The organism is Streptomyces sp. NPDC059477 (assembly GCF_042749375.1).
Taxonomy (GTDB): Bacteria; Actinomycetota; Actinomycetes; order Streptomycetales; family Streptomycetaceae; genus Streptomyces.
The window spans coordinates 115,289-138,903 of sequence record NZ_JBHYUG010000001.1 but is presented as its reverse complement, the minus strand read 5'-3'; the positions used below and the strand labels follow the sequence as shown (position 1 = coordinate 138,903).

At 72.3% G+C, this 23,615-nt stretch carries 17 protein-coding genes, 3 pseudogenes and 1 riboswitch; of the genes and pseudogenes, 11 read left to right on the top strand and 9 right to left on the bottom strand.

The window, feature by feature from the left end; translation table 11 throughout:
• Positions 1 to 374: 374 nt before the first annotated feature.
• The gene (gene rarD / locus ACFXAZ_RS00675) at positions 375 to 1,331 is read left to right on the top strand and encodes an EamA family transporter RarD (protein WP_384583106.1); all 957 of its coding nucleotides are present in this window, start codon (positions 375 to 377) and stop codon (positions 1,329 to 1,331) included.
• An 80-nt stretch (positions 1,332 to 1,411) separates the two neighbouring features.
• Here rarD and ACFXAZ_RS00670 read toward each other — a convergent pair.
• Positions 1,412 to 2,503: pseudogene (locus ACFXAZ_RS00670) on the bottom strand (MFS transporter); the annotation flags it as partial.
• A gap of 226 nt (positions 2,504 to 2,729) precedes the next feature.
• Here ACFXAZ_RS00670 and ACFXAZ_RS00665 point away from each other — a divergent pair.
• Complete coding sequence (locus ACFXAZ_RS00665) at positions 2,730 to 3,197, top strand: winged helix-turn-helix transcriptional regulator (protein ID WP_384582848.1); 468 nt, start codon at positions 2,730 to 2,732, stop codon at positions 3,195 to 3,197.
• On the opposite strand, the gene ACFXAZ_RS00660 is transcribed toward ACFXAZ_RS00665, so the two are convergent.
• Complete coding sequence (locus ACFXAZ_RS00660) at positions 3,184 to 3,771, bottom strand: CGNR zinc finger domain-containing protein (RefSeq protein ID WP_384583103.1); 588 nt, start codon at positions 3,769 to 3,771, stop codon at positions 3,184 to 3,186. The two genes, ACFXAZ_RS00665 and ACFXAZ_RS00660, sit on opposite strands and share 14 nt — an antisense overlap.
• A 177-nt stretch (positions 3,772 to 3,948) precedes the next feature.
• Here ACFXAZ_RS00660 and ACFXAZ_RS00655 point away from each other — a divergent pair, with 177 nt between their 5' ends.
• Both ACFXAZ_RS00655 and ACFXAZ_RS00650 read left to right on the top strand, forming a co-directional pair.
• Positions 3,949 to 4,419, top strand: a complete 471-nt coding sequence (locus ACFXAZ_RS00655; RefSeq protein ID WP_384582845.1) for a VOC family protein — start codon at positions 3,949 to 3,951, stop codon at positions 4,417 to 4,419.
• Between the two features lie 157 nt (positions 4,420 to 4,576).
• Entirely contained in the window at positions 4,577 to 5,527 is a 951-nt protein-coding gene (locus ACFXAZ_RS00650) for a M28 family metallopeptidase (protein WP_384582842.1), read from the top strand.
• A 67-nt stretch (positions 5,528 to 5,594) separates the two neighbouring features.
• On the opposite strand, the gene ACFXAZ_RS00645 is transcribed toward ACFXAZ_RS00650, so the two are convergent.
• Positions 5,595 to 6,770 (bottom strand): tetratricopeptide repeat protein, encoded by a 1,176-nt coding sequence (locus ACFXAZ_RS00645; protein ID WP_384582839.1) that lies wholly within the window; start codon positions 6,768 to 6,770, stop codon positions 5,595 to 5,597.
• 305 nt (positions 6,771 to 7,075) lie between these two features.
• On the opposite strand from ACFXAZ_RS00645, the gene ACFXAZ_RS00640 reads away from it, so the two are divergent.
• Positions 7,076 to 8,335, top strand: a complete 1,260-nt coding sequence (locus tag ACFXAZ_RS00640; protein WP_384582836.1) for an amidase — start codon at positions 7,076 to 7,078, stop codon at positions 8,333 to 8,335.
• A gap of 92 nt (positions 8,336 to 8,427) precedes the next feature.
• Positions 8,428 to 9,021: a flavodoxin family protein gene (locus ACFXAZ_RS00635; RefSeq protein ID WP_384582833.1), complete on the top strand. Its 594-nt coding sequence runs from the start codon at positions 8,428 to 8,430 to the stop codon at positions 9,019 to 9,021.
• Positions 9,022 to 9,088: 67 nt separating this feature from the next.
• Here ACFXAZ_RS00635 and ACFXAZ_RS00630 read toward each other — a convergent pair whose 3' ends face one another.
• The 4 genes from ACFXAZ_RS00630 to ACFXAZ_RS00615 all read right to left on the bottom strand — a co-directional run bounded on the left by ACFXAZ_RS00630 (position 9,089) and on the right by ACFXAZ_RS00615 (position 13,983).
• A complete protein-coding gene (locus ACFXAZ_RS00630) occupies positions 9,089 to 9,985 on the bottom strand; it encodes an ABC transporter permease (RefSeq protein ID WP_384582830.1) in 897 nt (298 codons plus the stop codon).
• 397 nt (positions 9,986 to 10,382) lie between these two features.
• Positions 10,383 to 11,357 carry an ATP-binding cassette domain-containing protein gene (locus ACFXAZ_RS00625; protein ID WP_384582827.1) on the bottom strand — a complete coding sequence of 325 codons (975 nt, stop codon included), beginning with the start codon at positions 11,355 to 11,357 and terminating at the stop codon, positions 10,383 to 10,385.
• 110 nt (positions 11,358 to 11,467) lie between these two features.
• Positions 11,468 to 12,673: an outer membrane lipoprotein carrier protein LolA gene (locus tag ACFXAZ_RS00620; RefSeq protein ID WP_384582824.1), complete on the bottom strand. Its 1,206-nt coding sequence runs from the start codon at positions 12,671 to 12,673 to the stop codon at positions 11,468 to 11,470.
• 299 nt (positions 12,674 to 12,972) lie between these two features.
• The gene (locus tag ACFXAZ_RS00615) at positions 12,973 to 13,983 is read right to left on the bottom strand and encodes a polyprenyl synthetase family protein (protein WP_384582821.1); all 1,011 of its coding nucleotides are present in this window, start codon (positions 13,981 to 13,983) and stop codon (positions 12,973 to 12,975) included.
• A 309-nt stretch (positions 13,984 to 14,292) separates the two neighbouring features.
• On the opposite strand from ACFXAZ_RS00615, the pseudogene ACFXAZ_RS00610 reads away from it, so the two are divergent.
• The 3 genes and pseudogenes from ACFXAZ_RS00610 to ACFXAZ_RS00600 all read left to right on the top strand — a co-directional run.
• Positions 14,293 to 15,879, top strand: a pseudogene (locus ACFXAZ_RS00610) (CocE/NonD family hydrolase); the annotation flags it as partial.
• Between the two features lie 324 nt (positions 15,880 to 16,203).
• Positions 16,204 to 16,611: pseudogene (locus ACFXAZ_RS00605) on the top strand (peptidase S15); the annotation flags it as partial.
• Between the two features lie 269 nt (positions 16,612 to 16,880).
• A riboswitch (cyclic di-AMP (ydaO/yuaA leader) is annotated at positions 16,881 to 17,053 on the top strand.
• A gap of 5 nt (positions 17,054 to 17,058) precedes the next feature.
• Entirely contained in the window at positions 17,059 to 17,532 is a 474-nt protein-coding gene (locus ACFXAZ_RS00600) for a transglycosylase SLT domain-containing protein (protein WP_384582818.1), read from the top strand.
• Positions 17,533 to 17,667: 135 nt separating this feature from the next.
• Here the strand turns inward: ACFXAZ_RS00600 and ACFXAZ_RS00595 are convergent, their stop codons facing one another.
• Both ACFXAZ_RS00595 and ACFXAZ_RS00590 read right to left on the bottom strand, forming a co-directional pair.
• Positions 17,668 to 18,501, bottom strand: a complete 834-nt coding sequence (locus ACFXAZ_RS00595) for an HAD family hydrolase (protein ID WP_384582815.1) — start codon at positions 18,499 to 18,501, stop codon at positions 17,668 to 17,670.
• A gap of 284 nt (positions 18,502 to 18,785) precedes the next feature.
• A complete protein-coding gene (locus ACFXAZ_RS00590; protein WP_384582812.1) occupies positions 18,786 to 20,114 on the bottom strand; it encodes an ATP-grasp domain-containing protein in 1,329 nt (442 codons plus the stop codon).
• Between the two features lie 262 nt (positions 20,115 to 20,376).
• Between ACFXAZ_RS00590 and fahA the strand changes: the two genes are divergently transcribed.
• Both fahA and ACFXAZ_RS00580 read left to right on the top strand, forming a co-directional pair.
• The gene (gene fahA, locus ACFXAZ_RS00585; protein ID WP_384582808.1) at positions 20,377 to 21,609 is read left to right on the top strand and encodes a fumarylacetoacetase; all 1,233 of its coding nucleotides are present in this window, start codon (positions 20,377 to 20,379) and stop codon (positions 21,607 to 21,609) included.
• A gap of 547 nt (positions 21,610 to 22,156) precedes the next feature.
• Positions 22,157 to 23,095 carry a M56 family metallopeptidase gene (locus ACFXAZ_RS00580; protein ID WP_384582805.1) on the top strand — a complete coding sequence of 313 codons (939 nt, stop codon included), beginning with the start codon at positions 22,157 to 22,159 and terminating at the stop codon, positions 23,093 to 23,095.
• Positions 23,096 to 23,615 lie beyond the last annotated feature (520 nt).

The window sequence follows — 23,615 nt, the reverse complement described above, 5'->3', positions numbered from 1 at the left end:
CGCTCGCCCCGCCCCCCCCGCCGCGGCCGGCGGCCGCCCGCCCCCCGGCACCCCATTGGCGGGGTTTTTGGTGAATGCCCCTTTTGGCGATACGGCCATGACAGCACCCCTCCCCCGGCGCTACCTTCTTTCAGGCGAGGCCGATGAGGCCGAGCGCGGCCGGCGCGGCCGAGGCGTGAAGGAGGCGGCCCGTGGCCGGGAGCGACATATCCGGGAGCGGCATATCCGGCGGCGACGTGACCGGGAGGGATCTGACCGGGAGTGATACGTCCCAGAGTGATGCGTCCCAGAGTGATGCGTCCCGGAGCGATGGGTCCGGCAAGGCGAAGAGTGAGCGCCGCACGGGCCTGCTGAACGGATTCGCCGCCTACGGGATGTGGGGCCTGGTCCCCCTCTTCTGGCCGCTGCTCGAACCCTCCGGCGCGGTGGAGATCCTGGCCCACCGGATGGTGTGGTCGCTGGTCGCCGTCGGCGTGGTCCTGCTGTTCGTACGGCGCTGGGCCTGGGCCGGTGAGCTGCTGCGCCGACCGCGTCAGCTGGCGTTGATCACGGTCGCCGCGGCCACGATCAGCATCAACTGGGGCGTGTACATCTGGTCCGTCAACAACGATCAGGTGGTGGAGGCGTCCCTCGGCTACTTCATCAACCCGCTGGTCACCATCGCGATGGGCGTGCTGCTGCTCAAGGAGCGGCTGCGCCCGGTGCAGTGGGCGGCGGTCGGCGTGAGCTTCGCGGCGATCCTGGTCCTGGCCATCGGCTACGGCCGACCGCCGTGGATCTCGCTCACCCTGGCGTTCTCCTTCGCGATCTACGGCCTGGTGAAGAAGAAGGTCGGCCTCGGCGGCCTGGAGTCGCTGGCCGCCGAGACCGCCGTGCAGTTCCTGCCCGCGCTGGCCTTCCTGATCTGGCTGGGCAGCCGGGGCGAGTCGACCTTCGCCGCCGAGGGCGCGGGACACGCGGCGCTGCTCGCCGCGACCGGCGTGGTCACCGCGCTGCCGCTGGTCTGCTTCGGCGCGGCGGCGATCCGCGTGCCCCTGTCGACGCTGGGCCTGCTCCAGTACCTGGCCCCGGTCTTCCAGTTCCTGCTCGGCGTGCTCTACTTCCGCGAGGCCATGCCGCCCGAGCGCTGGGCCGGGTTCGCGCTGGTCTGGCTGGCGCTGACCATGCTGACGTGGGACGCGCTGCGCGCCGCGCGCCGCAATGCCCGTACGCTCAGCGCCGAGACCAGCGTGCCGAGCGCCGCCATCACCACCGGCACCACCAGCGCCACGCGGAACGCCGACAGCGTCTCCTCCGGTCCCGAGCCCGCCCCGGCCGACGCCAAGCCGTAGACCGCGGTGACCGCGGAGATGCCGACCGCGGAGCCGAACTGGGTCGCCGTCGTCAGCAGCCCGCCCGCGAGCCCCTGCTCATGCTCGGCGACCCCGTCCGTCGCCGCGATGGTCAGCGGCCCGTACCCCAGCGCGAACGCGACTCCGGCGAGGATCAGGGCCGGGAACATGGCGGCGTACGTCCAGTCCATGCCGAGCGGCAGGAACGCCGTGTACGCCGTGGTCGCCAGCACGAAGCCGCCGAGGATGACCTTGGCGTTGCCGAAGCGGGCGACCAGTTTCGGGGTGAGGGTGGGCGCGAGCACCGCGTCGAAGCCCAGGGCGATCATCGCGAGCGCGGTCTGCATCGAGGACCAGCCGCGCAGCTCCTGCATATACAGGGTCACCACGAACTGGAAGCCGAAGAAGGCACCGAGGAACAGCAGCGCCCCGAGGTCCGCCCGCACGGTCGCCGCGTTGCGCAGGATCCCGAGCCGGACCAGCGGCGCCGGGGCCCGCCGCTCCACGGCGACGAACACCGCCCCCAGCGCCAGCGCCGCCAGCCCGGCCGCCAGGGTCAGCGGCCAGCCGTGCAGTCCGTGTTCCAGCCGTACGACGGTGTAGGCGGCCAGCAGCATGGCGCCGGCGGCGGTCACCGCGCCGAGGACGTCGAAGCCACCCCGGCGACGGGCCGCGGCGGCCTCGTCACCGGCCTGCGGCACCAGCCGTACCGCCGCCACCAGGATCACCGCCGCCAGCAGCACGGGCGCGAAGAACACCCACCGCCAGCCGAGCTGGGTGAGCAGTCCGCCGATCACCAGGCCCAGCGAGAAGCCGCCGGCCGCGACGCCCGCGAAGATCAGCAGCGCCTTGTTGCGCTGGGGTCCCTCCTCGTAGGAGGTGGTGATCAGGGAGAGGGCGGCGGGCGTCATGAACGCGGCGGCCACACCGGTCACGAACCGGGACACGATCAGCATCCAGCCCTCGGTGCCCACCCCGCCGAGCCCGGAGAAGACCAGGAACACCACGAGCCCCGCCAGAAACATCCGGCGCCGCCCGAGCAGGTCCGCGGCCCGCCCGCCGAGCAGCGTGAAACCGGCGTAACCGAGCACGTAGGCGCTCATCACCCAGGCAGCCGCGCCGGTGGAGAGACCCAGATCGGCCCGGATCGCGGGGATCGCGATGGCCAGCATCGCGACGTCGATGCCCTCCAGAAAGACCGTTCCGCTCAGGACGAGCAGCAGGGCCCAGGCACGGGTGCCCATGGAGACTCCTTGAGACAGTGGCGCGCACGGGACGAACGCGAGTCGGTTACGGGGGTGAGGGTCGGTTCCCTCTTGTAACCATGGCCAGCGTGCGGCACCATCGGGAGATAGGGAAGAAGGCACTTCGAAGTCACCGAGTTACTGCGAGGGCACCATGGAGTACGGCGACGCCGATCCGTTCCAGTGGGACACCCGTGAGGACTGCGAGGTGCGCCAGATCCTGGACCGGATCGCGGACAAGTGGTCGCTGCTGGTGATCGCCCTGCTGGACACCCGCCGGCTGCGCTTCACCGAGCTGCGCCGGGAGATCGACGGGGTCAGCCAGCGGATGCTGACCGTCACCCTGCGCCAGCTGGAGCGGGACGGCCTGGTCGAGCGGACCGTGCACCCGGTGGTACCGCCGCGCGTCGACTACGAACTGACCTCGCTCGGCAAGACCCTGCACGCCACGATCCAGTCCCTGGTGACCTGGACCGAGGAACATCAGCTGGAGATCGCGGGGGCGCGGGCGGCGTATGACGCGCGGGAGGCGGCGGCAGCAGCGGGGACGGCAGAGGCAGACGGGGCGGTTGGGGCGGAGGGGGCGGCGAAGCCGTCGGCAGGGGTCGCTAGCCCTCGGTGAAGGTGGTTTCCCGGGCCCGCGCCCGGTGCGCCCGTACCTTCGCCAGATTCCCGCAGTGTTCCATCGAGCACCAGCGGCGCCGCCCCGGGCGTGAGGTGTCCACGAACAGCAGCGCGCAGTTGTGGGAGCCGCATTCGCGGATGCGGTCGGCGTACGGCCCGCTGAACAGGTCGATCGCATCCCGGGCCACGGTGGACAGCAACCGCGTACCGGTCGCGGCACCCGGCGGCCAGGCCCGGTCACCGTCGGCGGTGAGCCGGGGGACGAGTGGCGGCTCGGCCGCCGCCGCGTTGAGGGCGGCGAGGTGCCCGGGGTCGAACGGACGGCCGTGCGCGCGGTCGGCGGTGAGCAGATAGAGGGTGTCACGGACGTCTCGCACGGACGCCAACTCGCCCTCGGTGACGGCGAGTTCAAGCCCTTCCGGGAGCCGGCTGCGGACCGCCCAGGCCACGAGATCGGCGGGCTCGTGCAGCACCTCGAAACGGGCGAAGACACCCGGGCCGCCGGTCGTCAGCAGCTCCAGACACAGGGCGCCCGGGTCGAATCGGTAGGGATTGCCCTCGTGTGTGCGCAGGGTGACACCCGGAGACCGGCCGGATCCATGTGACCCCTGCGACTCATCCGATCCCTCGGACCCATCCGATCCCTCGGATCCCTCGGATCGATTCAACTGATTCGACCGATTCAACTGATTCGACCGATCCGGCGTTTCCCTTGCCCGCTCGCTCACGTAACCACTATAGATGGTTACATGGCAGACACAGAGACCGCTCGGCCGATCCACTGGAAAATCGTCGTCGACTGCGCCGACCCACAGGCGCAGGCCGACTTCTGGGGCGCCGCCCTGCACTACACGGTCGAGGACAACAACGCGCTGATCGAGCGACTGCTGGAACTGGGCGCGCTGCCGCGCGAGGCCACGATCGAGTACCGCGCGCGGCTGGCCTTCCGGGACCTGGTCGGCGTACGGCATCCGGACGATCCGTACGACGAGGAGTCGGGGACCGGGCTCGGCAGGCGCATCCTCTTCCAGCGCGTGCCGGAGGCGAAGGCGGGCAAGAACCGGCTCCATCTCGATCTGCACCCCGGCCCCGGGCTGATGGCCGCCGAGGTCGAGCGACTGACGGAGCTGGGGGCGAGTGTGGTGCGGGAGGTGAAGGAGGGGCACGGGGAGTGGGTGGTGATGGCGGATCCGGAGGGGAACGAGATGTGCGTGCACTGACCCCGAGCGCGGCCCGACCCCCCATACTCCTCAAACTGGTGGCCGATTAGGCCTCTTGACGGAGAGTCAGCCCCAGCTTCACCATCCAGGCACCCCATTCACTGTGGAATCCCTGTGGTCACCCCACGGGGTTCCCCACGGAATTCGGAGCCCCCACATGAAGCTCTCCGTTTCCGGGCGGGCGGCCACGGCTGCCGTCGTCGCGGTCGCGACCGTGCTGACCGGCGGATCCCTCGCCGGTGCCGCTCCCGCCTCCGGCCCGTCGGTGCTCGCCGCACCCGACATCCCCCTTGCGAACGTCAAGGCGCATCTGAACCAGTTCCAGTCCATAGCCACCGCCAACGGCGGCAACAGAGCGCACGGCCGGACCGGCTACCGGGCCTCGCTGGACTATGTGAAGGCGAAGCTGGACGCGGCCGGCTTCACCACGACCATCCAGCAGTTCACGTCCTCCGGCCAGATCGGCTACAACCTGATCGCCGACTGGCCCGGCGGCGATCCCGAGCAGGTCGTGGTGGCCGGCGCCCACCTGGACAGCGTGACCTCCGGCCCCGGCATCAACGACAACGCCACCGGCTCGGCCGCCGTCCTCGAAACCGCCCTGGCCGTCTCCCGCGCGGGCCTCACGCCCACGAAGCATCTGCGGTTCGCCTGGTGGGGCGCGGAGGAACTCGGGCTGGTCGGCTCGCGTTACTACGTCAACAGCCTGACGGCCGCCAATCGCGCCCGCATCGACGGCTATCTCAACTTCGACATGATCGGCTCCTCCAACCCCGGCTACTTCGTCTACGACGACGACCCGGTGATCGAGCAGACCTTCAAGAACTACTTCACCGGTCTCGGCGTCCCCACCGAGATCGAGACCGAGGGCGACGGCCGCTCCGACCACGCCTCGTTCAAGAACGTGGGCATACCGGTCGGCGGTCTGTTCACCGGCGCGAGCCGGCTCAAGACCACCGCGCAGGCCGCCAAGTGGGGCGGCACGGCGGGCCGCGCCTTCGACAGCTGCTACCACTCGTCGTGCGACACGACCGCCGCCGTCAACGACACCGCGCTGGACCGGAACTCCGACGCGGTCGCGTACGCGATCTGGGAGCTGTCGGACTGAGCGGCGCCCTGCCGTCGGGCCCGCCCGCGCGGGCGGCTCCTGCGGGGTGACCCTCCGCCAAGGCGGGTCACTCCTTCCGGGCGCGGGCCGTGAGCCGGTCCATCCGGGTCAGCGCGACCTCCAGCTCCTCACGGTCCTCGGCGGCCGGACCTCCGGGTTCGGCCGCCAGTTCCGTCCATACGGTGATCAGTTCCCGGCCCAGTTCCAGCCCTCGCCCGGGATCCCGCACCGCCCGCCACGCCGTGGCCGCGCTCTGTACGTTGCCGTAGGCCGCCTCCGCGTCGCCCGCACCGGCATGGCCGCGGGCGACATCGAGGGAGAGCCGGAACGCCCGCTCGGGCTCGCCGGACAAGTAGGCGACGTAGGCGGTGAGTTCGGCCAGCCTGCGGACCTCGGGGTGTTCGGCGCCGAGCGTCGCGGACGCCTCGGTCAGCGCCCGCTCGGCGAGGCCGGCCGCCGTGTCCGTACGGCCCTCCTTCACCGCCTCGCCGATCCGGGCCATCGGCTCCGCGAGCGGGGTCGCGGCGGGCGTCCGGTCGTCCAGTACGGCCTCGGCCACCGCGTCGAAGCCTCGCGGCGGCGTCGGCGTGCGCTTCGGGTCGGGATCCAGCGCGAGGGCGAGGGCGTTGTCGGGATCGCGGGTGGGGACGGGAGTGGGAACGGGGGTGGAGGTGGGGGTGGAGGTGGGGGTGGGCGCTGCGGATCGGGCGGGGGCCGGGGTTTCGGCGGGGGTGGTGGGGTCGGTGGGGTGCGCCCTTGCCGGGTCCATGAGCGGCGGGGGGCCGAACTCGCCCGTCGGCGGTACGGCCGTACCGGGGGCGGGCGCGGGCGCCGGGGCCGGGGCGCGCAGGGGGAACGTCGGGGTGTTCTCGCCGAGGGGGGTGGGCGGAGGGAAGGGGGACGCCGGGGGTTCGGCGGGCGCCGCCGGGGGCAGGGCGGCCGGCTCGCCCGCGAGATGGCTGGAGCCGTCCGGATCGACCCGGAGCGGGATGACGTACCCGATGCGCTCGTCATGGACCGTTGCCAGGACGGGCTGTCCGGCGGCCAGCGCGGCGCGATGGAGATGGTCGAGCACGGTCCGCTGGAGATCCTGGCCGGGCCGTGCGGCGACGGGCACTCCGGCGACGGACGCGCCGTCGTTCCCGGCACCGGTGATCCGTACCTCGATCGGGGTCGTGGCGAGGGCGGCCGTAGGGGTGGCGCGCTGTTGTTCCCGCTTCTTCTCGCGGCTCAGTCGAGACATCTTTTCCCTCACTCGGATGTGTCCGCGAGCCTTCCGCGTACACCTAGGTCGAGTGTCCCCGCCCCGCCTCGCGGCACGCATCACCACAGCGTCACAGCATCGTCCCAAGTGGCAGCACCCAGGGCGACGCGGGCCCGCACACCGGCCCGATGATCATTGCTGGGGAGCGGCGCGACCGACTCCGCCATCCCGACGGGGCCGGCCAGGCCGATCGGGTTGACTGGGTGAACAGGGTCAACTGGGCCAACCGGCATGGCTGATACGACCGATACGGCTGACAGTACGAACGAAACAGGCAGGCGCTCATGAAACCCACCCCTTGCGCCCACGAGATCGCCGCCGCCGTCCGCTCCGGCGCGACGCGTGCCGTCGACGTCGTGACGGCCGCGCTCGACCGGATCGCCCGGGCCGAACCCACGCTGAGCGCGTTCGCCGAGGTGTGGCCGGAGGCGGCGCTGCGGCGGGCCGAGGCGGTGGACATGCGGGTCGCCGCGGGCGAGGCGATGCCATTGGCCGGGGTGCCGATCGGGGTCAAGGGGCGGCGCGGCGGACTGCGCGCGGCGGACGCGCGGGCGTTGGTCGATGCCGGGTGCGTGCCCGTGGGCGCCACGTCCGTGCCCGGTCCGGGCACCGTCTGGCAGACCTGGGGACTCGGGCAGTACGGCCGTACCGTCAACCCCTGGCGGGCGGACCGTACGCCGGGCGGCTCCTCGGCGGGTGCCGCGGCGGCGGTGGCGGCGGGCCTGGTGCCACTGGCGACTGGCGGCGACGGGGCCGGGTCGATACGGATACCGGCGGCCTGGTGCGGAGTCCTCGGCCTGAAGACGACGAACGGCCGTCTGCCGGTCATCGACCCCACCGGCCTGACCGCCCTGGGCGTCCTCACCCGCTGCCCGGCGGACGCGGCGGCGTACTGGAACGCGGTCTCCGGGGCCCCATCGAGCACCCTGGTTCCCAGAAACCCATCCACCTCTTCCATCTCCCGTACCCCATCTGCCTCCCCCATCCCCCACACCCCAGCCACCACCCCCACCACCGTGTCCACCCCCACCACCCCCTCCCCACCCCTGGCCACCTGGTCCCCCGACCTCGGCTTCGGCACCCCCGACCCCGAACCTCTGGCCCTCGCCCACGCCGCCGCCCATCGCCTCGCGGACGACGGAGTCATACAGCTGGCCACCCCAACCCCACCCGCCGCCCTGCGCCTCGCCGATCCCGCCCCGGCCTGGCTGGCCCTGCGCACACCGGGCGCCGACCTCGCCCCCGCCCGGCGCCTCCGCGCCGCGAACGACCGGCGTCTCGCAACCCTGTTCACCCGTACGGACCTCCTGCTCACCCCCGCCGTCCCCACCGCCCCACATGGCCACGAAGGCCCCGGCGACCGCTACTCCACCGAGCTGACCTGGGCGTTCAACCTCAGTGGGCACCCGGCGATCAGCCTCCCGGCCGGGTTCGGGAGCGACGGGTGTCCGGCCGGGCTCCAGATCGTGGCGCCGCACGGCCGGGAGGAGCTGCTCCTGGCGGTTGCCCGGCAGTGGACAGACAATGGATGCGTGTGCACATAATGCGCGTGCGCTTAATCACCGCACGCGGGGTACGCGGGTGGTGAACGCGCCGCAGAACAGCCATGGACACCCGTTCAAACTGGGGGAACCCCATGACCCGCCGTTTTCTGTTCGTGCTGGGCAGCAGCCGCCCCAATGGCAACACCGAACTACTGACCTGCGAGGCCGCCTCGCACCTGCCCTCCGATGTCGAGCAGCAGTGGATCGACCTCTCCGGGCTCGATGTGCCCGAGTTCGAGGATCTGCGCCACGACAGCGACCATGTCCGCCCCACCGAGGGGCCTCTCGCCGATCTGCTGGACGCCACGCTCGCGGCGACGGACATCGTGATCGCCTCGCCGCTGTACTGGTACACCCTGTCCACGCCCATCAAGCGCTACCTCGACCACTGGTCGGGCTGGACGCGCACCCCGGGGGTGGACTTCCAGGACACTCTGTCCGGGCGCACGCTGTGGGGCGTGACCGCCCTCGCCCACGAGGAGTTCGAGGTCGCGGACCCGCTCATCGGCACGCTCCACCTCTCGGCCGCGTTCCTGCACATGAACTTCGGCGGGGTGCTCCTGGGCAACGGCAGCAAGCCGGGCGACGTCCTCAAGGACACGACGGCCCTGGCGAGGGCGAGGACCTTCTTCGCCCAGGAGGCCCCGGCGGCCCGCTTCCCCTACGAGGTCTACGAGGAGGTGTAGGACCCTACCGAGGGCCTGTCCAAGGACCTGTCCGAGGACCCGTACGGCCGACGGATCCCCGTCGGCGCTACGCGGTCACGTCCTTGGCCGCGAATCTCGCCCAGGCCGCCGACCCGAACACGGCCGCGTACAGCGCCTGCAACCCGAGATTCCTGACCAGCTCGTCCCAGTACACCGGCTCGCGCATGAGGTCGGCGAACGACAGCCAGTAGTGCGAGAAGAAGTACGGCTGGAGCGCGCTCAACTGGGGTATCTGGTCAAGGATCTGCACGGTGATCAGCAGCCCGACCGTCGTCGCCATCGCCGCGATCCCGCTCCCGGTGAGCGTGGACACGAACAGCCCGAGCGCCGCCACCCCGATCAGCGACGCGGCGACGACAAGGGCGATCAGCAGTGCCCGCCCGAGCCCCTCGGCGAAACTGATGCGCGTACCGGAGATCGTGGTCAGCTCGCCCAACGGGAAGAGCAGGGCCCCCACGATCAGTGCCGACACCGCCACCGTGAGCGTCGCGGCGACGCAGAACACGATCACGGTGGCGTACTTGGTGAGCAGCAGCCGGGTGCGGCCGGCGGGGGCGACCAGCAGATACCGCAACGTCCCGGCGTTCGCCTCCCCCGCGATCGCGTCGCCCGCCACCACTCCCACGGCCATCGGCAGAAAGAACGGCAGGGTGGCGGCGAGGGCGGTGAAGACCAGGAAGAGCCCGTTGTTGGTGATCTGGGAGATGAAGGCCGGGCCTCCGCCGCCCCCTCCCCCACCGTCCAGCGAGGAACCGTCGCCGGTCTCGATCCGCACCGCGATCCCGACCAGGATCGGCACGGCCGCGAGCACCCCCAGCAGGGCGAGGGTGCGCCAGCGACCGAAGGTCAGGGCGAGTTCGCTGCGCAGCAGCCCGAGCGTCCACAGCGGACTCGGCGCGCGGGCCACCCGAGGCGCCCGCCCTCCTTGAGCCGCCCGCGCCATCCGGGACCCCCGAGACACCCACCCAGCCCGAGGCGCACCCACGATCTCGGGCGAGCCTGCCGTCTCGGGCGAGCCCGCCGTCTCGGGCGTACCCGGCCTCTCGGGCGCACCCACCGGCCCGGGCGAGCCCGGCGTCTCGGGCGAGCCCACCGGCCCGGGCGAGCCCGGCGTCTCGGGCGAGCCCACAGTCCCGAGCGTGCCCCCCGGCCGAGGCGCACCTACCATCTCGGGCGTGCCCACTGGCTGAGGCGCACCCACCGTCTCCGGCGAGCCCACTGGCCGAGGCCCACCTACCGTCTCCCGCGTGCCCGCAGTCTCGGGCACATCCCTCGCCTGGGACGCAGCCCCCGGCTGAGGCGCCCGCCCCGCCGCAGGCGTCCCGTCGTCCCCGTTGGTCTCACCCCGCGACATCGAAGCCCTCCCCGGTCAGCGCCACGAACGCGTCCTCCAGCGAGGCCCGCTCCACGGTGAAGCCCCGTACCCGGACCCCCGCCGCGACCAACGCGGCGTTGAGATCGGCGAGTTCCCCCTCCGGGGGCTCCCCGAAGACCCTGTCGTCCTCAAGTACGACATCCCCTACCCCCTGTTCCTTGAGCACCCGTGCCGCGTCCCCGGCGTCCGGGGTGACGACGACCAGCCGGCCGCGTGTCCCGGCGGCCAGCTCGGTCACCGGCCCCTGGGTGATCAGCCGGCCCTGGGCCATCACCGCGGCGTGGGTGCAGACCTGCTCGATCTCGTCGAGGAGATGGGAGGAGAGGAAGACCGTGGTGCCGTCGGAGGCGAGTTCGCGGATCAGGGCGCGGATCTCGCGCATGCCCTGCGGGTCGAGCCCGTTGGTCGGCTCGTCGAGCACCAGCAGCTCGCGCGGCTGGAGCAGCGCGGCGGCGAGACCGAGACGCTGCTTCATGCCGAGGGAGTACGCCTTGGCCTTCTTGCCGGCCGCCGCCCCGAGCCCGACCCGCTCCAGCGCCGCGGCGACGCGGGTGCGCCGGGTGCGGGGGTCGGCGGTCGGGTCGGCGGCGTCGTAGCGGAGCAGGTTGTCGCGGCCGGAGAGGAAGCCGTACAGGGCGGGGCCCTCGATGAGGGCGCCGACGTGCGGGAGCACGGTGCGGGTGGCCCGGGGCATGGGCTGCCCCAGGACCCGGGCCGTGCCGGAGGTGGGCTCGATCAGGCCCATCAACATGCGGATGGTGGTGGTCTTGCCCGAGCCGTTGGGGCCGAGGAAGCCGAAGACGCTGCCCGCCGGGACGGTCAGGTCGAGGGCGTCCACGGCGAGCTGCCCGCCGCGGTAGCGCTTGGTGAGCGCGCGGGTGTGGATGATGCCCTCATCCACACGCTCCGGCCGCGGTTCCGTGGCGGACGCCTCCTCCATATGTGCTCCCCCGATCGTCGTACGCGCCGGCCCTCACGACCGCCGCCACCGCCCCTCGCCGCGCCGTGCCTCGCTGTTCCTCGCCGCGCCCTCGCGGTTCTCGCTGCTCGTCACTGCCCCGAATCGGCCGCCTTCACCAGCGCGTCCTGCGTGACCGCGCCCACGTAGACCTTGCCGTCGTCGGTGATCAGGGCGTTGATCAGGCGGGTCTCGAAGACCGTGCCCTTGCCGAACGTGCCGCTGACCTGGCTGCCGAGGGAGTCCAGGAAGCCGCCGAAGGCGCCGCCGGTCTCGGTGCCGGACGGGATGCCCTGGCCGCCGGTGTCGAGCACCGCGATCGCGTTCCACCCCTCGCCCAGCACATTCAGCCCGTCGAGGCCCTTGGCGAGATCCTCCTCGGACTTGGGCTGCTGGGGCTCGGCCGCCGGGAGGTCGGATTCCTCGGTGACCTTCGCGCCCTCGGGCGGGGTGAAGTCGAAGGTGGAGGCGGCCGGCGGGTCAAAGCTGACCTGTGTGAACCCGGCGTCGACCACGGCGGCGCCGCCGCCGGCCGGGGTGAGCGTGAACTTCAGCGGGGTGTACGTCTCGGAGTCCACCGCGATGCTGATCTGACCGACCGTCGAGCCGGACTGCTTCGGCTTGACGACCAGCTTGTAGGCATCGCGGCCGGCGACCTGCGCGGTGCCGTCGACGGTGACCGACGTGGTCTCGTCGACCGCCGCCAGGGCGCGCTCGGCCAAGTCCTTCGGGGTGGCCGGGACATCCTGCTCCGCCTCGGCGCCCTCGGCGGACGTCGAGTGGTACACCTCGTTGGACTGGCTGTCGTAGCCCCAGACGTCCTTGCCGTTGTGGATGAGGCTGTACTCCGCCGCGTCCTCCAGCAGGGACAGCTTCTGCTTGTCGGGGCCGTCCACCGCGACCCGCAGGGTGTGCGTGCCGGTGGCCAGCTCGGTGAGCCTGGTCTGCGGGTCGGCCGCGGAACCGCTGCCGTCGTCGCCCGGGGTGGCGGCGCCGGACAGCAACCCGCTCTCCAGACCGCCCAGGTTCGGCAGGCCGAGGTCCGTGGTGATCTTCACCGTGCCGGACAGTCGCTCGGTGTCCGACTCGGCGATCCGCTGGATGAGCTGCTGCGCGCTGATCTCCGGGAGGTCGGGGCTGCCGGAGTCGGCGATCGCGGGAACCAGTCCGATGGTTACCGCCGCCACCCCCGTCACCGCGACCGGGACGACATACCGCGCGGCCTTCTTGCGCCGGCTCGCACGCGGGGTGTCGATGCCCGCGGCGGTCGTGCTGTCGTCGGATTCGTACGGTGCCATGTGTGCCTTACCTCCGTGTCGGCGGCGGCTTCCGTCATGTCGCGTCGGTGCACGGGTCCCACCCCGAGCCGCCATTCTCACCCGAATCGGTGAGGAGTGGTGTCCTTCCGTGCTCACCATCAGACCAAATCAACGGCACAAAATCGTCAGCCCCCAGAGCCAACTGCGCGTACTGCCTCGGTATGACAGGGACCCCCTACGGCTACCCCCACCCGTAGGGGTAGGGGCACCCCCCGTGGGGGAGTTCGAGGCCGACCATGGGGGAGTTCGAGGCCGAGCCCCCTACGAACGGACGGCACCTAGCCCGCCCGGTGCACCACCGCGTCGCACAGTTCCTCCAGCGCCCGCCGGGCGTCGCACTCCCGCAGCGGGGCGAGCGCGGACCGCGCCTCCTCGGCGTAGCGCACGGTGTCCCGCCGGGCCTGCTCCAGCGCCGGATGCCCGCGCAGTCCGGTCAGGGCCTCGGCGTGGCGGCTGTCGTCGGTGAGATCGGAGTCCAGCAGCGCGCACAGGGCGAGGTCCTCGGCCAGCCCGAGCCGTGCGGCGCGCTCACGCAGCCGCAGTACCGGCAGGGTGGCGATGCCCTCGCGCAGATCGGTGCCCGGCGTCTTGCCCGAATCCTGGCTGTCGGAGGCGATGTCCAGGACGTCGTCGGCGAGCTGGAAGGCGACACCGAGCCGCTCGCCGTACTGGGTGAGGACGTCGATCACGGACTCGTCGGCGCCCGACATCATCGCGCCGAACCGGCAGGAGACCGCGACCAGCGATCCGGTCTTGCCGCCGAGCACATCGAGGTAGTGGTCGACCGGGTCGCGGCCGTCGGCCGGTCCGGCGGTCTCCAGGATCTGGCCGGTGACCAGCCGTTCGAACGCCTCCGCCTGTACCCGTACGGCCTCTGGCCCGAGGTCGGCCAGTATGTGCGAGGCGCGGGCGAACAGGAAGTCACCCGTGAGGACGGCGACCGAGTTGCCCCAGCGGGTGTTGGCGCTGGGCACCCCGCGCCGGACGGCCGCCTCGTCCATGACATCGTCGTGATAGAGGGTCGCCAGATGGGTCAGCTCGACGACGACGGCGGAGGGGACGACCCCGGGCGCGTAGCGATCGCCGAACTGGGCGGCGAGCATCACCAGAAGTGGCCGGAATCTTTTGCCGCCGGCCCGCACCAGATGCTGGGCGGCCTCGGTGATGAACGGCACCTCGCTCTTGGTGGCCTCTAGCAGCCCTTCCTCGACAGCCGCCAATCCGGCCTGGACATCTGCTTCCAGAACCTGGTCCCGCACGCTCAGCCCGAACGGCCCGACGACGGTCACGAGGGATCTCCTGTCTGCTGGTGTCTACTGGCGATTACCCGGTATGTCGATACGTCGCTGCCCTCACTCACGTCAGCGTATCCGGTCATGTTTCGATCACGGATGCCGCCCACCGCACAGCGCGGGCGCTATCGGATCACGCCAGGTATGTTTTTGATCACCTGATAAGAGCTGATATTTAGCGACTTGCATAGAAGTAGGGATAAATGTCGCGGATCTGGCCTCGGTGCCCAGGGCCGACCGCACCACTTTCAGCCGCCCACGGATCCCGGCCGCCCGCCGCGCCGCCGCCCACCTGGGGTCACCCTGATGCACATCCGTACGTCCTTCCCCTATGAGACGAGCCATGAGGACCTCCGGGTCCCGCTGCGTGACGGGACCCTGCTGTACGCGCGCGTGTGGCGCCCGCTGACCGGCGAACCCGTACCTGCGCTCCTGGAACACCTGCCCTTCCGGCTGACCGACGGGACCGCCGCGCGCGACGCGCAGCGCCATCCCTGGTACGCGGGCCACGGCTACGCCTCCGTCCGGGTCGACGCGCGCGGGCACGGCAACAGCGGGGGCGTCCCCTCGGGCGGGGGCCCCGGGACGGGCACGGGGGAAACGGCGGACACGATGGTCTCGGTGGACGCGGCGGACGCCGCCGAGGTCGTGGACTGGCTCGCCACGCGGCCCTGGTGCGACGGCAAGGTCGGGATGTTCGGCATCTCCTGGGGCGGCTCCCTCTCGCTGCGGACCGCGGCCCTCGCGCCCGGACCGCTCAAGGCGGTCGTCAGTGTGTGTGCCACGGACGATCGATACGACAACGACGGGCAGTACACGGGAGGTTCCGTCCTGGCGGCGGACATGCCCGCCTGGGCGGCCAGAACCCTCGCCCTCGCCGCCCGCCCGCCGGACCCGCGTCACACCGGGGACGCCTGGCGGGAGCTGTGGCTGTGCCGTCTGGAGGCGCTCGAACCGGTCCTGCACGCGTGGCTGGAACATCAGGTCCGCGACGGTCACTGGCGGGCCGGTGACGTCCGGGAGAGGTACGGCGCGATCGAGGCGGCCGTGCTCGCGGTCGGCGGCTGGTAGGACCCGTACCACGACACCGTGCTCCGGCTGGTCGAGCACCTCCCGGCCGACCGGGTGCGCGGGCTGCTCGGCCCCTGGCCGCACGAGTACCCCGACCGGGGCCGCCCGCCCGGTCCGGCGATCGGCTTCCTCCAGGAGACCCTGCGCTGGTGGGACCACTGGCTCAAGGGCCGGGACACGCGCGTGCTCGCCGATCCCCTCCTGCGCGCGTACCTCACCGAGAGCCATCCGCCGGCGCCCGCGTACGCCACCCTGCCCGGCCGCTGGACCGCCGAGCCCGCCTGGCCCTCCCCGTACGTCACCCACGTCACGTACGCCCTCCAGGGCGCCCCCGTGCCGGTACGGTCCCCGATGCACACCGGGGTCGACGCGGGCGCCTTCCTGCCGCGCGGGGGCGACGCCGATCTGCCGCCGGACCAGCGCGCGGAGGACGGGCGGTCGGTCTGCTTCGAGTTCCCGGTCGGTGAGCGGACCTCGGTGCTGGGGCGCCCGCGGGTCAGGCTGCGGCTGCGCTGCGAGGTGCCGCGCGGGCAGGTGATCGCCCGGCTGTGCGACGTCGCCCCGGACGGCGCCTCGGCCCTGGTGACCCGGGGCGTGCTGAACCTGTCCGCGCGGAGGGGCCCGGACCGGTCGGTGCCGTGGCCGCCGGGCGCGACCGAGGAGGTGACCTTCGAGCTGGGCGGCACGGGCCACGTCTTCGCGCCGGGGCACCGGGTACGGCTCGCGGTCTCCTCCGCGTACTGGCCCTGGGTCTGGCCGCAGCCCGGCTCCGAGGCAGGTTTCACCCTGGACCCGGCGGGCAGCGCGCTGGAGCTGCCGGTACGGCGGGAAGAGCCCGACGCCGGGGCGGCCCGGGGGGAGCGGGGGGACCAGGCGGACTGGGCGGACCGGGGGGATGGGGCGGACCGGGGGGAGAGGGAGGACCGCTCGGGCCAGGGGGACCGTGAGGACGGCTTGGACTGGGGGGACTGGGGGGTCCGGAGGGTCCAGGAGAGTCAGGCGGAGCAGGAGGCCCGGGAAGGCCAGGAGGCCCGGGAAGGCCGGGCTGCCCGGGAAGGCCGAGCGGGCCAGGAGGCCCGAGAGAGCCAGGCGGCCTGGGAGAGCCAGGCGGACCAAGCCGACCGGCTGGGTCGGCGGCCCTGGGCCGAGCCCGAGCAGGCCGAGCCGCTCGGTGTCGTCTCCCCCCTCACCCTGGACGAGCCGCGGCCCGCGCGGCTGGTGGTGCGGGACGTCGCCCGGGGCGAGTGGCGGCTGGAGGTCGATCCCCGGCCCGGCGGCACCCAGGTGCATCCCGACGGGCTGGAGGCCACCGAGGAGGCGCTGGAGTCGTACACGATCCGCGACGGCGACGCGTTGTCCGCGCGCACCCGCTCGGACCGGACGATCCGGCTGCACCGGCCGGAGTCGGCCTGGGACACGACGGTCCGGGCGCGGTCGGAGATCGGCTGCACGGATACGGAGTTTTTGACCTCTAATGAGGTGATTTGCACCCAAGGCGACGAGGTGGTCTTCCACCGCACCTGGGAGCGACGGATTCCACGGACCGCTGGTTAGTAGGCACTTGGGCTCAATGCCCGATTTACCACTCTTGCGCTCGGACGTGACTTGACTCACTCCCGCCCACGCGCGGCGTTTCCCCGGCCATCCCCCGATCCACCTTTCCCGTTCACCGAGTTGACCCTTTTCGGTCGCAAAGGATCATGTGGGTCAGATAAGGGTGCGAAGATCAGAAGCGGCATTTTGTGATTCCGCCACTTGTTTCCGACATCCGCTCTCGCATACGTTCCCGGCCAGTCGGGCGGACGCCTAGTCCTGCCACCGCCCGCACCAACCCACTAGATCCACGGCAGGAGCGGGGGACCCAGGTAAGTCGCCGGGCCGGACGTCGTACGACGCACCGGAACGGCTCGGGGTGAAGCCGTGCCCGCAAGGGCCGGCCGGGCACCTCCCCGCCCGAACCCGACAGCTCACCTCGCAGGCGTAGGAGAGGAACAGTTCCCCATGTCCGTACACCGCTCCACGCGTGTTCGCCGCCTCGCCCGCAAGCTCGCCGTCGCCGGCACCGGCGCCGCCGTGCTCGCCCTCCCGCTCATCGGCGCCACCAGCGCCTCCGCCGCCTCGCCGACCGTCATCTCGGCGGCCACCTCCGCGTACCCGAACAGCCTCGACGGCTGGATCCGGCAGTCGCTCGACATCATGGCCCAGAACGGCATCCCGGGCAGCTACAACGGCATCTACCGCAATGTGATGCGCGAGTCCTCCGGCAACCCGGCCGCCGTCAACAACTGGGACTCCAACGCCGCCGCCGGCACCCCGTCCAAGGGCCTGCTCCAGGTGATCGACCCGACCTTCGCCGCGTACCACGTCTCGGGCACGCTGAACGACCCGTACGACCCGATCGCCAACATCGTCGCCGCGTGCAACTACGCGGCGGACCGGTACGGGTCGATCGACAACGTCTTCGGCGCCTACTGAGCGCTCCGCGCCTGAGCGGCCTCACCGGCCGTACGGCCTTTCCGGCGGTTCCCTTTGCGGGTTGGGGCTCGCAAAGGGAAATCAACCAGATCTTCCACCGGGCCGTCTCGACCGTTTCTCCGAGGTGAATTCCCGTCAGGGAAAAAGTCGTTCGAGGACGACGGCGATGCCGTCGTCCTCGTTCGATGTGGTGACCTCGTCGGCGACCGCCTTGAGTTCGGGATGGGCGTTGGCCATCGCCACCCCGTACCCGGCCCAGTCGAACATCGGGATGTCGTTGGGCATGTCCCCGAACGCGATGGTGTCCTCGGCCCGCGCCCCCAGCCGCCGGGCCGCGAGCGCCAGGCCGGTCGCCTTGGTCACCCCGCACGGCTGGAGCTCGACCGTGCCCGGCCCCGACATGGTGACCGTCGCGAGCGAACCGACCACCGCGCGGGCCACCGACGCCAACTCGTCGTCGGACAGCTCCGGATGGCGCAGCAGCACCTTGCTGATCGGCTCGGTCCACAGTTCGTCGCGGCGCCGGACCCGCACCGCGGGCAGCGTCGGATGCGGCATCAGATAGCCCGGCTCGATCAGCGTGAGGCCCTCGACACCGTCCTGGTCGACCGCCGCGTACACCTCGCCGACCTCGGCCTCGATCTTGCCGATGGCGGTCTCCGCCAGTTCCCGGTCCAGGGTGACCGACCACAGCAGCCGGTCCGCGCCGGCGTCGTAGAGCTGCGCGCCCTGGCCGCACACCGCCAGGCCCGTGCTGCCCAGTTGCTCCAGGAGCGGGCGCACCCGCGGGGCCGGCCGGCCGGTGACCACGAGATGCCGGGCACCGGCCTCGGTGATCCGCGCGAGCGCGGCCAGCGAGCGGTCGGAGAAGGTGTCGTCGCCGCGCAGAAGTGTTCCGTCGAGGTCGGTGGCGACGAGGGCGTACGTGGTGCGCGCGGTGCGTGCGGCATATGCAGTGGGTGCGGCCATGATCAGAGAATACGGACATCGCGCGGCCCCGACCCGGCCGGAACCGGACGCCGGACGGGTTCCCTCACGTCCCGCCCGTCCCCGTCAACTCCCCTGTACCATGCGGGCTTTCACTCTCGGAGCCCTGTTCCCGAGTGCTGAAAACGGGTCCGCTTTTCACTCAGAGGTGGGGTAGCCCGAGGCGGCCATGGGCTGCCGCCGGGGGGTGGTGCGGGGGGTACGGGAGGAGGGCGGGGTGCGCAGTGGGACGTGGGGACGTGTCGCGGCCGACGTCCGCACCGTGTTCAGCCGTTGCCGTGCCGGTGGGTGCGCCAGAGTCGGTGGACGTGCTTGACCGCCGGGCGGACGGAGCGGGCGAGCATCGTGGCGAACGGCAGGGGGTCGTCACCCGCCAGCCAGGCCAGTTCCGTCGTCGTCGCGCGGCGGGGGGCGTGCGGGGTGGTGTAGCCGCTGCGGCGGTAGGCGAGGAGAGCGGGCAGGTCGATGTTCTCCACGATGTACCGATGGCCGGGGCGCTGCCCGCCCTCGGGGACCGGGCGGCCGGTCAGGTCCAGGTGGAGCGCGCGGACGACGTCCACCCCCGACTCGCTCTCGAAGAGCCGGAACTGGGCGCCCGTACGCGGGTTGAAGTCGAGGAGTTTGTACTGTCCGTCGCGGCGGTCGAAGCGCAGGTCGAGATCGATGACACCGGTGAAGCCGATCTGCTCGATGAAACGCGCGGCGAGATCGGCGAGTTCCGGATTCCGGACGACATACGCGTTCGCCGTCATTCCGGCGTGCGGAGGCCAGGAACGCACCTTGACACCGGTGAACAGGGCGAGCGGGGTGCTGTCGGCGGCGAAGCAGCCGTGCACGATCCAGTCCTCGGCGAACTCGCGCGGCAGGTACTCCTGGAGGATCACGCCGAGGTCGCCCGAGCCGCCGCCGGGGTCGGTGTCGCCGTCAGCGGCGGTCGCGGTGAGGGCTCCCGGGCGGCCCCGTCCGGGGGCGGTCCAGTCGCGGGCCAGCGCCAGCAGGCGCTCGCGGGTGGTGATCCGGGTGGTGCCGTGCACGGCGGGGCGCCGACGCCGTACGAACGCCTCGCGGTTCTTCGCCACCACCGGGAAGCGGGCGCGTTCGGCGAAGGCGGCGATGTCGTCGTACGTCGCCGGTACGACGGTCTCGGGGGTGGGCATGCCGTGTGCCAGGCACAGTTCGTGCAGGCCCTGCTTGCTCGCCAGGCGGCGCGGCAGGGCGGGTGCGACGGGCGGGGCGAGGAAGTGGCCGGCGAGATCGGCGCGGCGCTCGGCGATCAGGACCGCCGCCTCCTCGTCGGTCGGGATCAGTACGGCCGGGCGGCCGATCCGGCGGCCGATCCGCACCAGGCCCTCGACCAGGTGGTCCGGCTCCTCGGTGCCCGCGGTCGGCCAGACGAACGCCCTGGTCAGATAGCGCGAGGCCGCCGCGGGCGTGTACGGGTCCTCGGTGATGGCGTACACCGGGACGCCGAGCCGCCCCAGGCTGCGGATGGCGCCGACACCGCCGTGGTGCAGCGGATAGTCGCCGAACTTGACGATCAGGCCCGGCACCGCACGGTCGACGTCCACCGGCACCCCGAAGGTGCGCTTGGCCATGAGTCGCCCCACGTGTCCCCCCTGATCCCCCTGCGGACCGGATGAATCCCGTCCGTCCCCGCACAGGACGCTAAGCCGGGCTCGCCTCCGCCGAATGCCGGTTTTCAGGACATTGCCGAATTCTTTAGACGTCCGAGACCGCGGGGCGCCGACCCGCCGCGACGTAACGTGTGGCGCGGCCACATAACGGCCCCATTGGCGGCACCGGGTAAGAGATGTGGTGCGTCACCACATGGCCCCCACGAGAGTGAGGCAGAACCGCATGTCCCCCTTCGATGTCCCCGAGGGCGACCCCTTCGGCCCGCACAACCTTCCGTACGGTGTCTTCTCCCCGGCCGGTACGCGCGAACGGACCGTCGGCGTCCGGCTCGGCGACCACGTCCTCGACGCCGGTGCCGCCGCACGCGCCCTGGGCTCCCCCTACTTCGCGCTCCTCGCCCGCCCCACCCTCGGCCCGCTGCTCGCGGCGGGCCGGACCGCCTGGTCGGACGTGCGGCGCGCACTGACCGCCTGGGTGACGGTCCCGGCGCACCGCGAGGTGATCGAGCCGCTGCTGCACCCGCTGTCCTCGGTGACCCTGCACCTGCCCTTCGAGGTCGCCGACTACGTCGACTTCTACTCGTCCGAGAACCATGCCCGGAACGTCGGCCGCATCTTCCGCCCCGACGCCCCGGACTCCCTCCCCCCGAACTGGAAACATCTGCCCACCGGCTACCACGGCCGCGCGGGCACGGTCGTGGTCTCCGGGACACAGGTCGTACGGCCGTCCGGGCAGCGCAAGGCGCCCACCGACCCGGCGCCGGTCTTCGGCCCCTCCGTCCGGCTGGACATCGAGTCCGAGGTCGGCTTCGTGGTGGGCGTCCCGAGCGAGCCGGGCAGCCCGGTGGCCCAGGGCGACTTCCGCGACCACGTCTTCGGGCTGTGCCTGCTCAACGACTGGTCCGCGCGGGACGTCCAGGCGTGGGAGTACGTCCCCCTCGGACCGTTCCTCGGCAAGTCCTTCGCCACGTCGGTCTCGGCCTGGATCACCCCGCTGGACGCCCTGGAGACGGCCCGGGTCGCCCCGCCGGAGCGCACCCATCCCCTGCTGCCGTACCTCGACGACAGCGAGGAGGAGCCCGCCGGATACGATCTGCGGCTCTCCATCGCGATCAACGGCCATCTCGTCTCCGAGCCGCCCTTCTCCACCATGTACTGGACCGCCGCCCAGCAGCTCGCCCACCTGACCGTCAACGGCGCCTCCCTGCGCACCGGCGACCTCTACGGCTCCGGCACGGTCAGCGGGCCGGGCGAGCGCGAACGCGGCTCCCTGCTGGAGCTGACCTGGAACGGCCGCGACTCCCTGGACCTGCCCGACGGCAAGCGGACCTTCCTGGAGGACGGCGACGTGGTAACCCTCACAGGCTGGGCCCCCGGCCCGGACGGGTTGCGGGTGGGACTGGGGGATGTGGTGGGACGGGTCGTGGGGGCGACCGGGGGGACTGTCCGGGGGTAGCGGATCGGAGGGCGGTCGGGGGGAGGGTGGCCACCGGAGGACCGTCGGGGGCGGTCGGAGGGGAAGGTGACCACCGGAGAGCCGTCGGGGGCGGTCTGGCGGGAGGGTAGCTACCCGGGGCCGTCGGGGGCGGTCGGAAGGGCGGCCCGGGGAGGCCGTCGGAGGACTGCCGGGAGGGCGGTCAGGGGGCAGCCGAGGCAGGCCCGAGGACGGTCGGAGGGGTAGTCGGAGTGACGGTCTGAGGGGTGACCGCAGGGGTGGCCGCAGGCATGCCCGGGGGCGGTCCTGGCCCCCCGGCGGGGAGGCCGGAGCCGGATGGCATGTTCTCGCCGGGTTCCGACGGCTGACTACAGGCGCCCGAGCCAGTCATACTGGTCGGCGGCGCGTAAGTGAGCGCCCCGTGCGTGATGTCCCGCGCGGGCCGCCACCTATCGCCGAGCCGCCCGCCCGGCACCCCGCCGGGCGTCATCACACCACCCGCCCCGCCCCACCCGCTCCCCCGTCCAACCCGAGCCGCCCGTACCGACCAGGATCCGGAGACCCTGGGATGACCGTCACCCTGCTCCTGTTGAGCGTCGTCGCCCTGACGGCCGCCGTGCCGGCACCCCATGCGCTGATCCGGGCCGAATGGCCCGAGCGGGAGCCCGTCGTCGGGCTCTGGGTGTGGCAGTGCCTGGTCGCCACCGTCCTGCTGTGCTGTCTGACCGCGCTGACCCTGGGCGCGGCGGCGGTCTTCCAGACCGTGCGCGACCATGTCTTCGCCCCGGCGCCCCCGGGTGTCACCGCCGCCTACGACCTGTCCGCCGCGCCGGTGTGGTCGGTGATCCTCACCCTGCTGCTGGCGTGCGGCGCGGCCTGGACCACGGCGATGCTGGCCCGCGAGCTGGTGGAGGTACGGCGGCGACGCGGCACCACCCGCGCCCATCTGCGCGAACGCGCCCCCGAACTGCCCGCCGGGCTGCCCCGCTCACGCGGCCCGCTGCTGGTGCTGGAGGACGAGTACCCCGACGCCTGGTGGCTGCCGGGCCATCCGCCCCAGCTGGTGGTGACCACCGGCGCCCTGCACAAGCTCACCGACCACCAGCTCGACGCCGTCCTCACCCATGAACGCGGCCACGCCCGCGCCCACCACGACTGGCTGCTGCATCTGTCCACGGCGCTGGCCACCGGCTTCCCGCGGGTGCCGCTGTTCGCCCACTTCTGCGACCAGACCCGCCGCCTCGTCGAACTCGCCGCCGACGACACCGCCTCCCGCCGCTGCGGCCATATGACCACCGCCCTCGCCCTGATCGAGCTGAACCAGCACCGGGGCGTGCTGTCCTGCGCCTCCAGTCGCCGTCTCCTGGGCGAGCGCGTGGACCGTCTGCTGGAGCCCAAGCCGCGCCTGAACCGCCGTCACCGCGCGCTCACGACCACGGTCGCCGCCCTCGTACCACTCCTGCCGCTGATCATCACCTTCCTCCCGGGTCTCCACGCCCTGGGCTGACTCCTGCCCCTTCCGATGCCGGTCCGGGACCGGTCGGCGGGTGGCAGCTCTCGCCCGCGTCCGGCCATTCCACCCGTGGACCGCGTCCGGGACCACGCCGAGCAGGACGCGACCACGGCCACCGCGCGCCGGACCCGGCAGCCGTGGCGCGCGTCAGGAGACAGGAGACACCGGGGACAAAGGCACTCCGGCAGCCCCCTCTGGCGCGGCCCCCACGCCCCGACCACCTGACCACCTGACCGAACGACGGGCGCCCCCGACGCCCCGATCCGCGCCGCCATCTACGCGGCCCTGCCCCCACCGGCTGCCCGGCCCCCTGGCGCCGATGCCGCCACCGCCCACTTCAACCCGGCCCAGCAGATCCACGCCGCTGCCGCCGCCGGCCCGTCCGGCGCCCGCGCTGTCAACCACCGCCCCGTCGGCGGCCCGCTCCATCGGCCACCGCCCCGCCGACCTCCCGTCCTATCGGCCACCACCCCGTAGGCCGCCCCCTGTCAGCCACCGCGCCCGATCCGCGCAT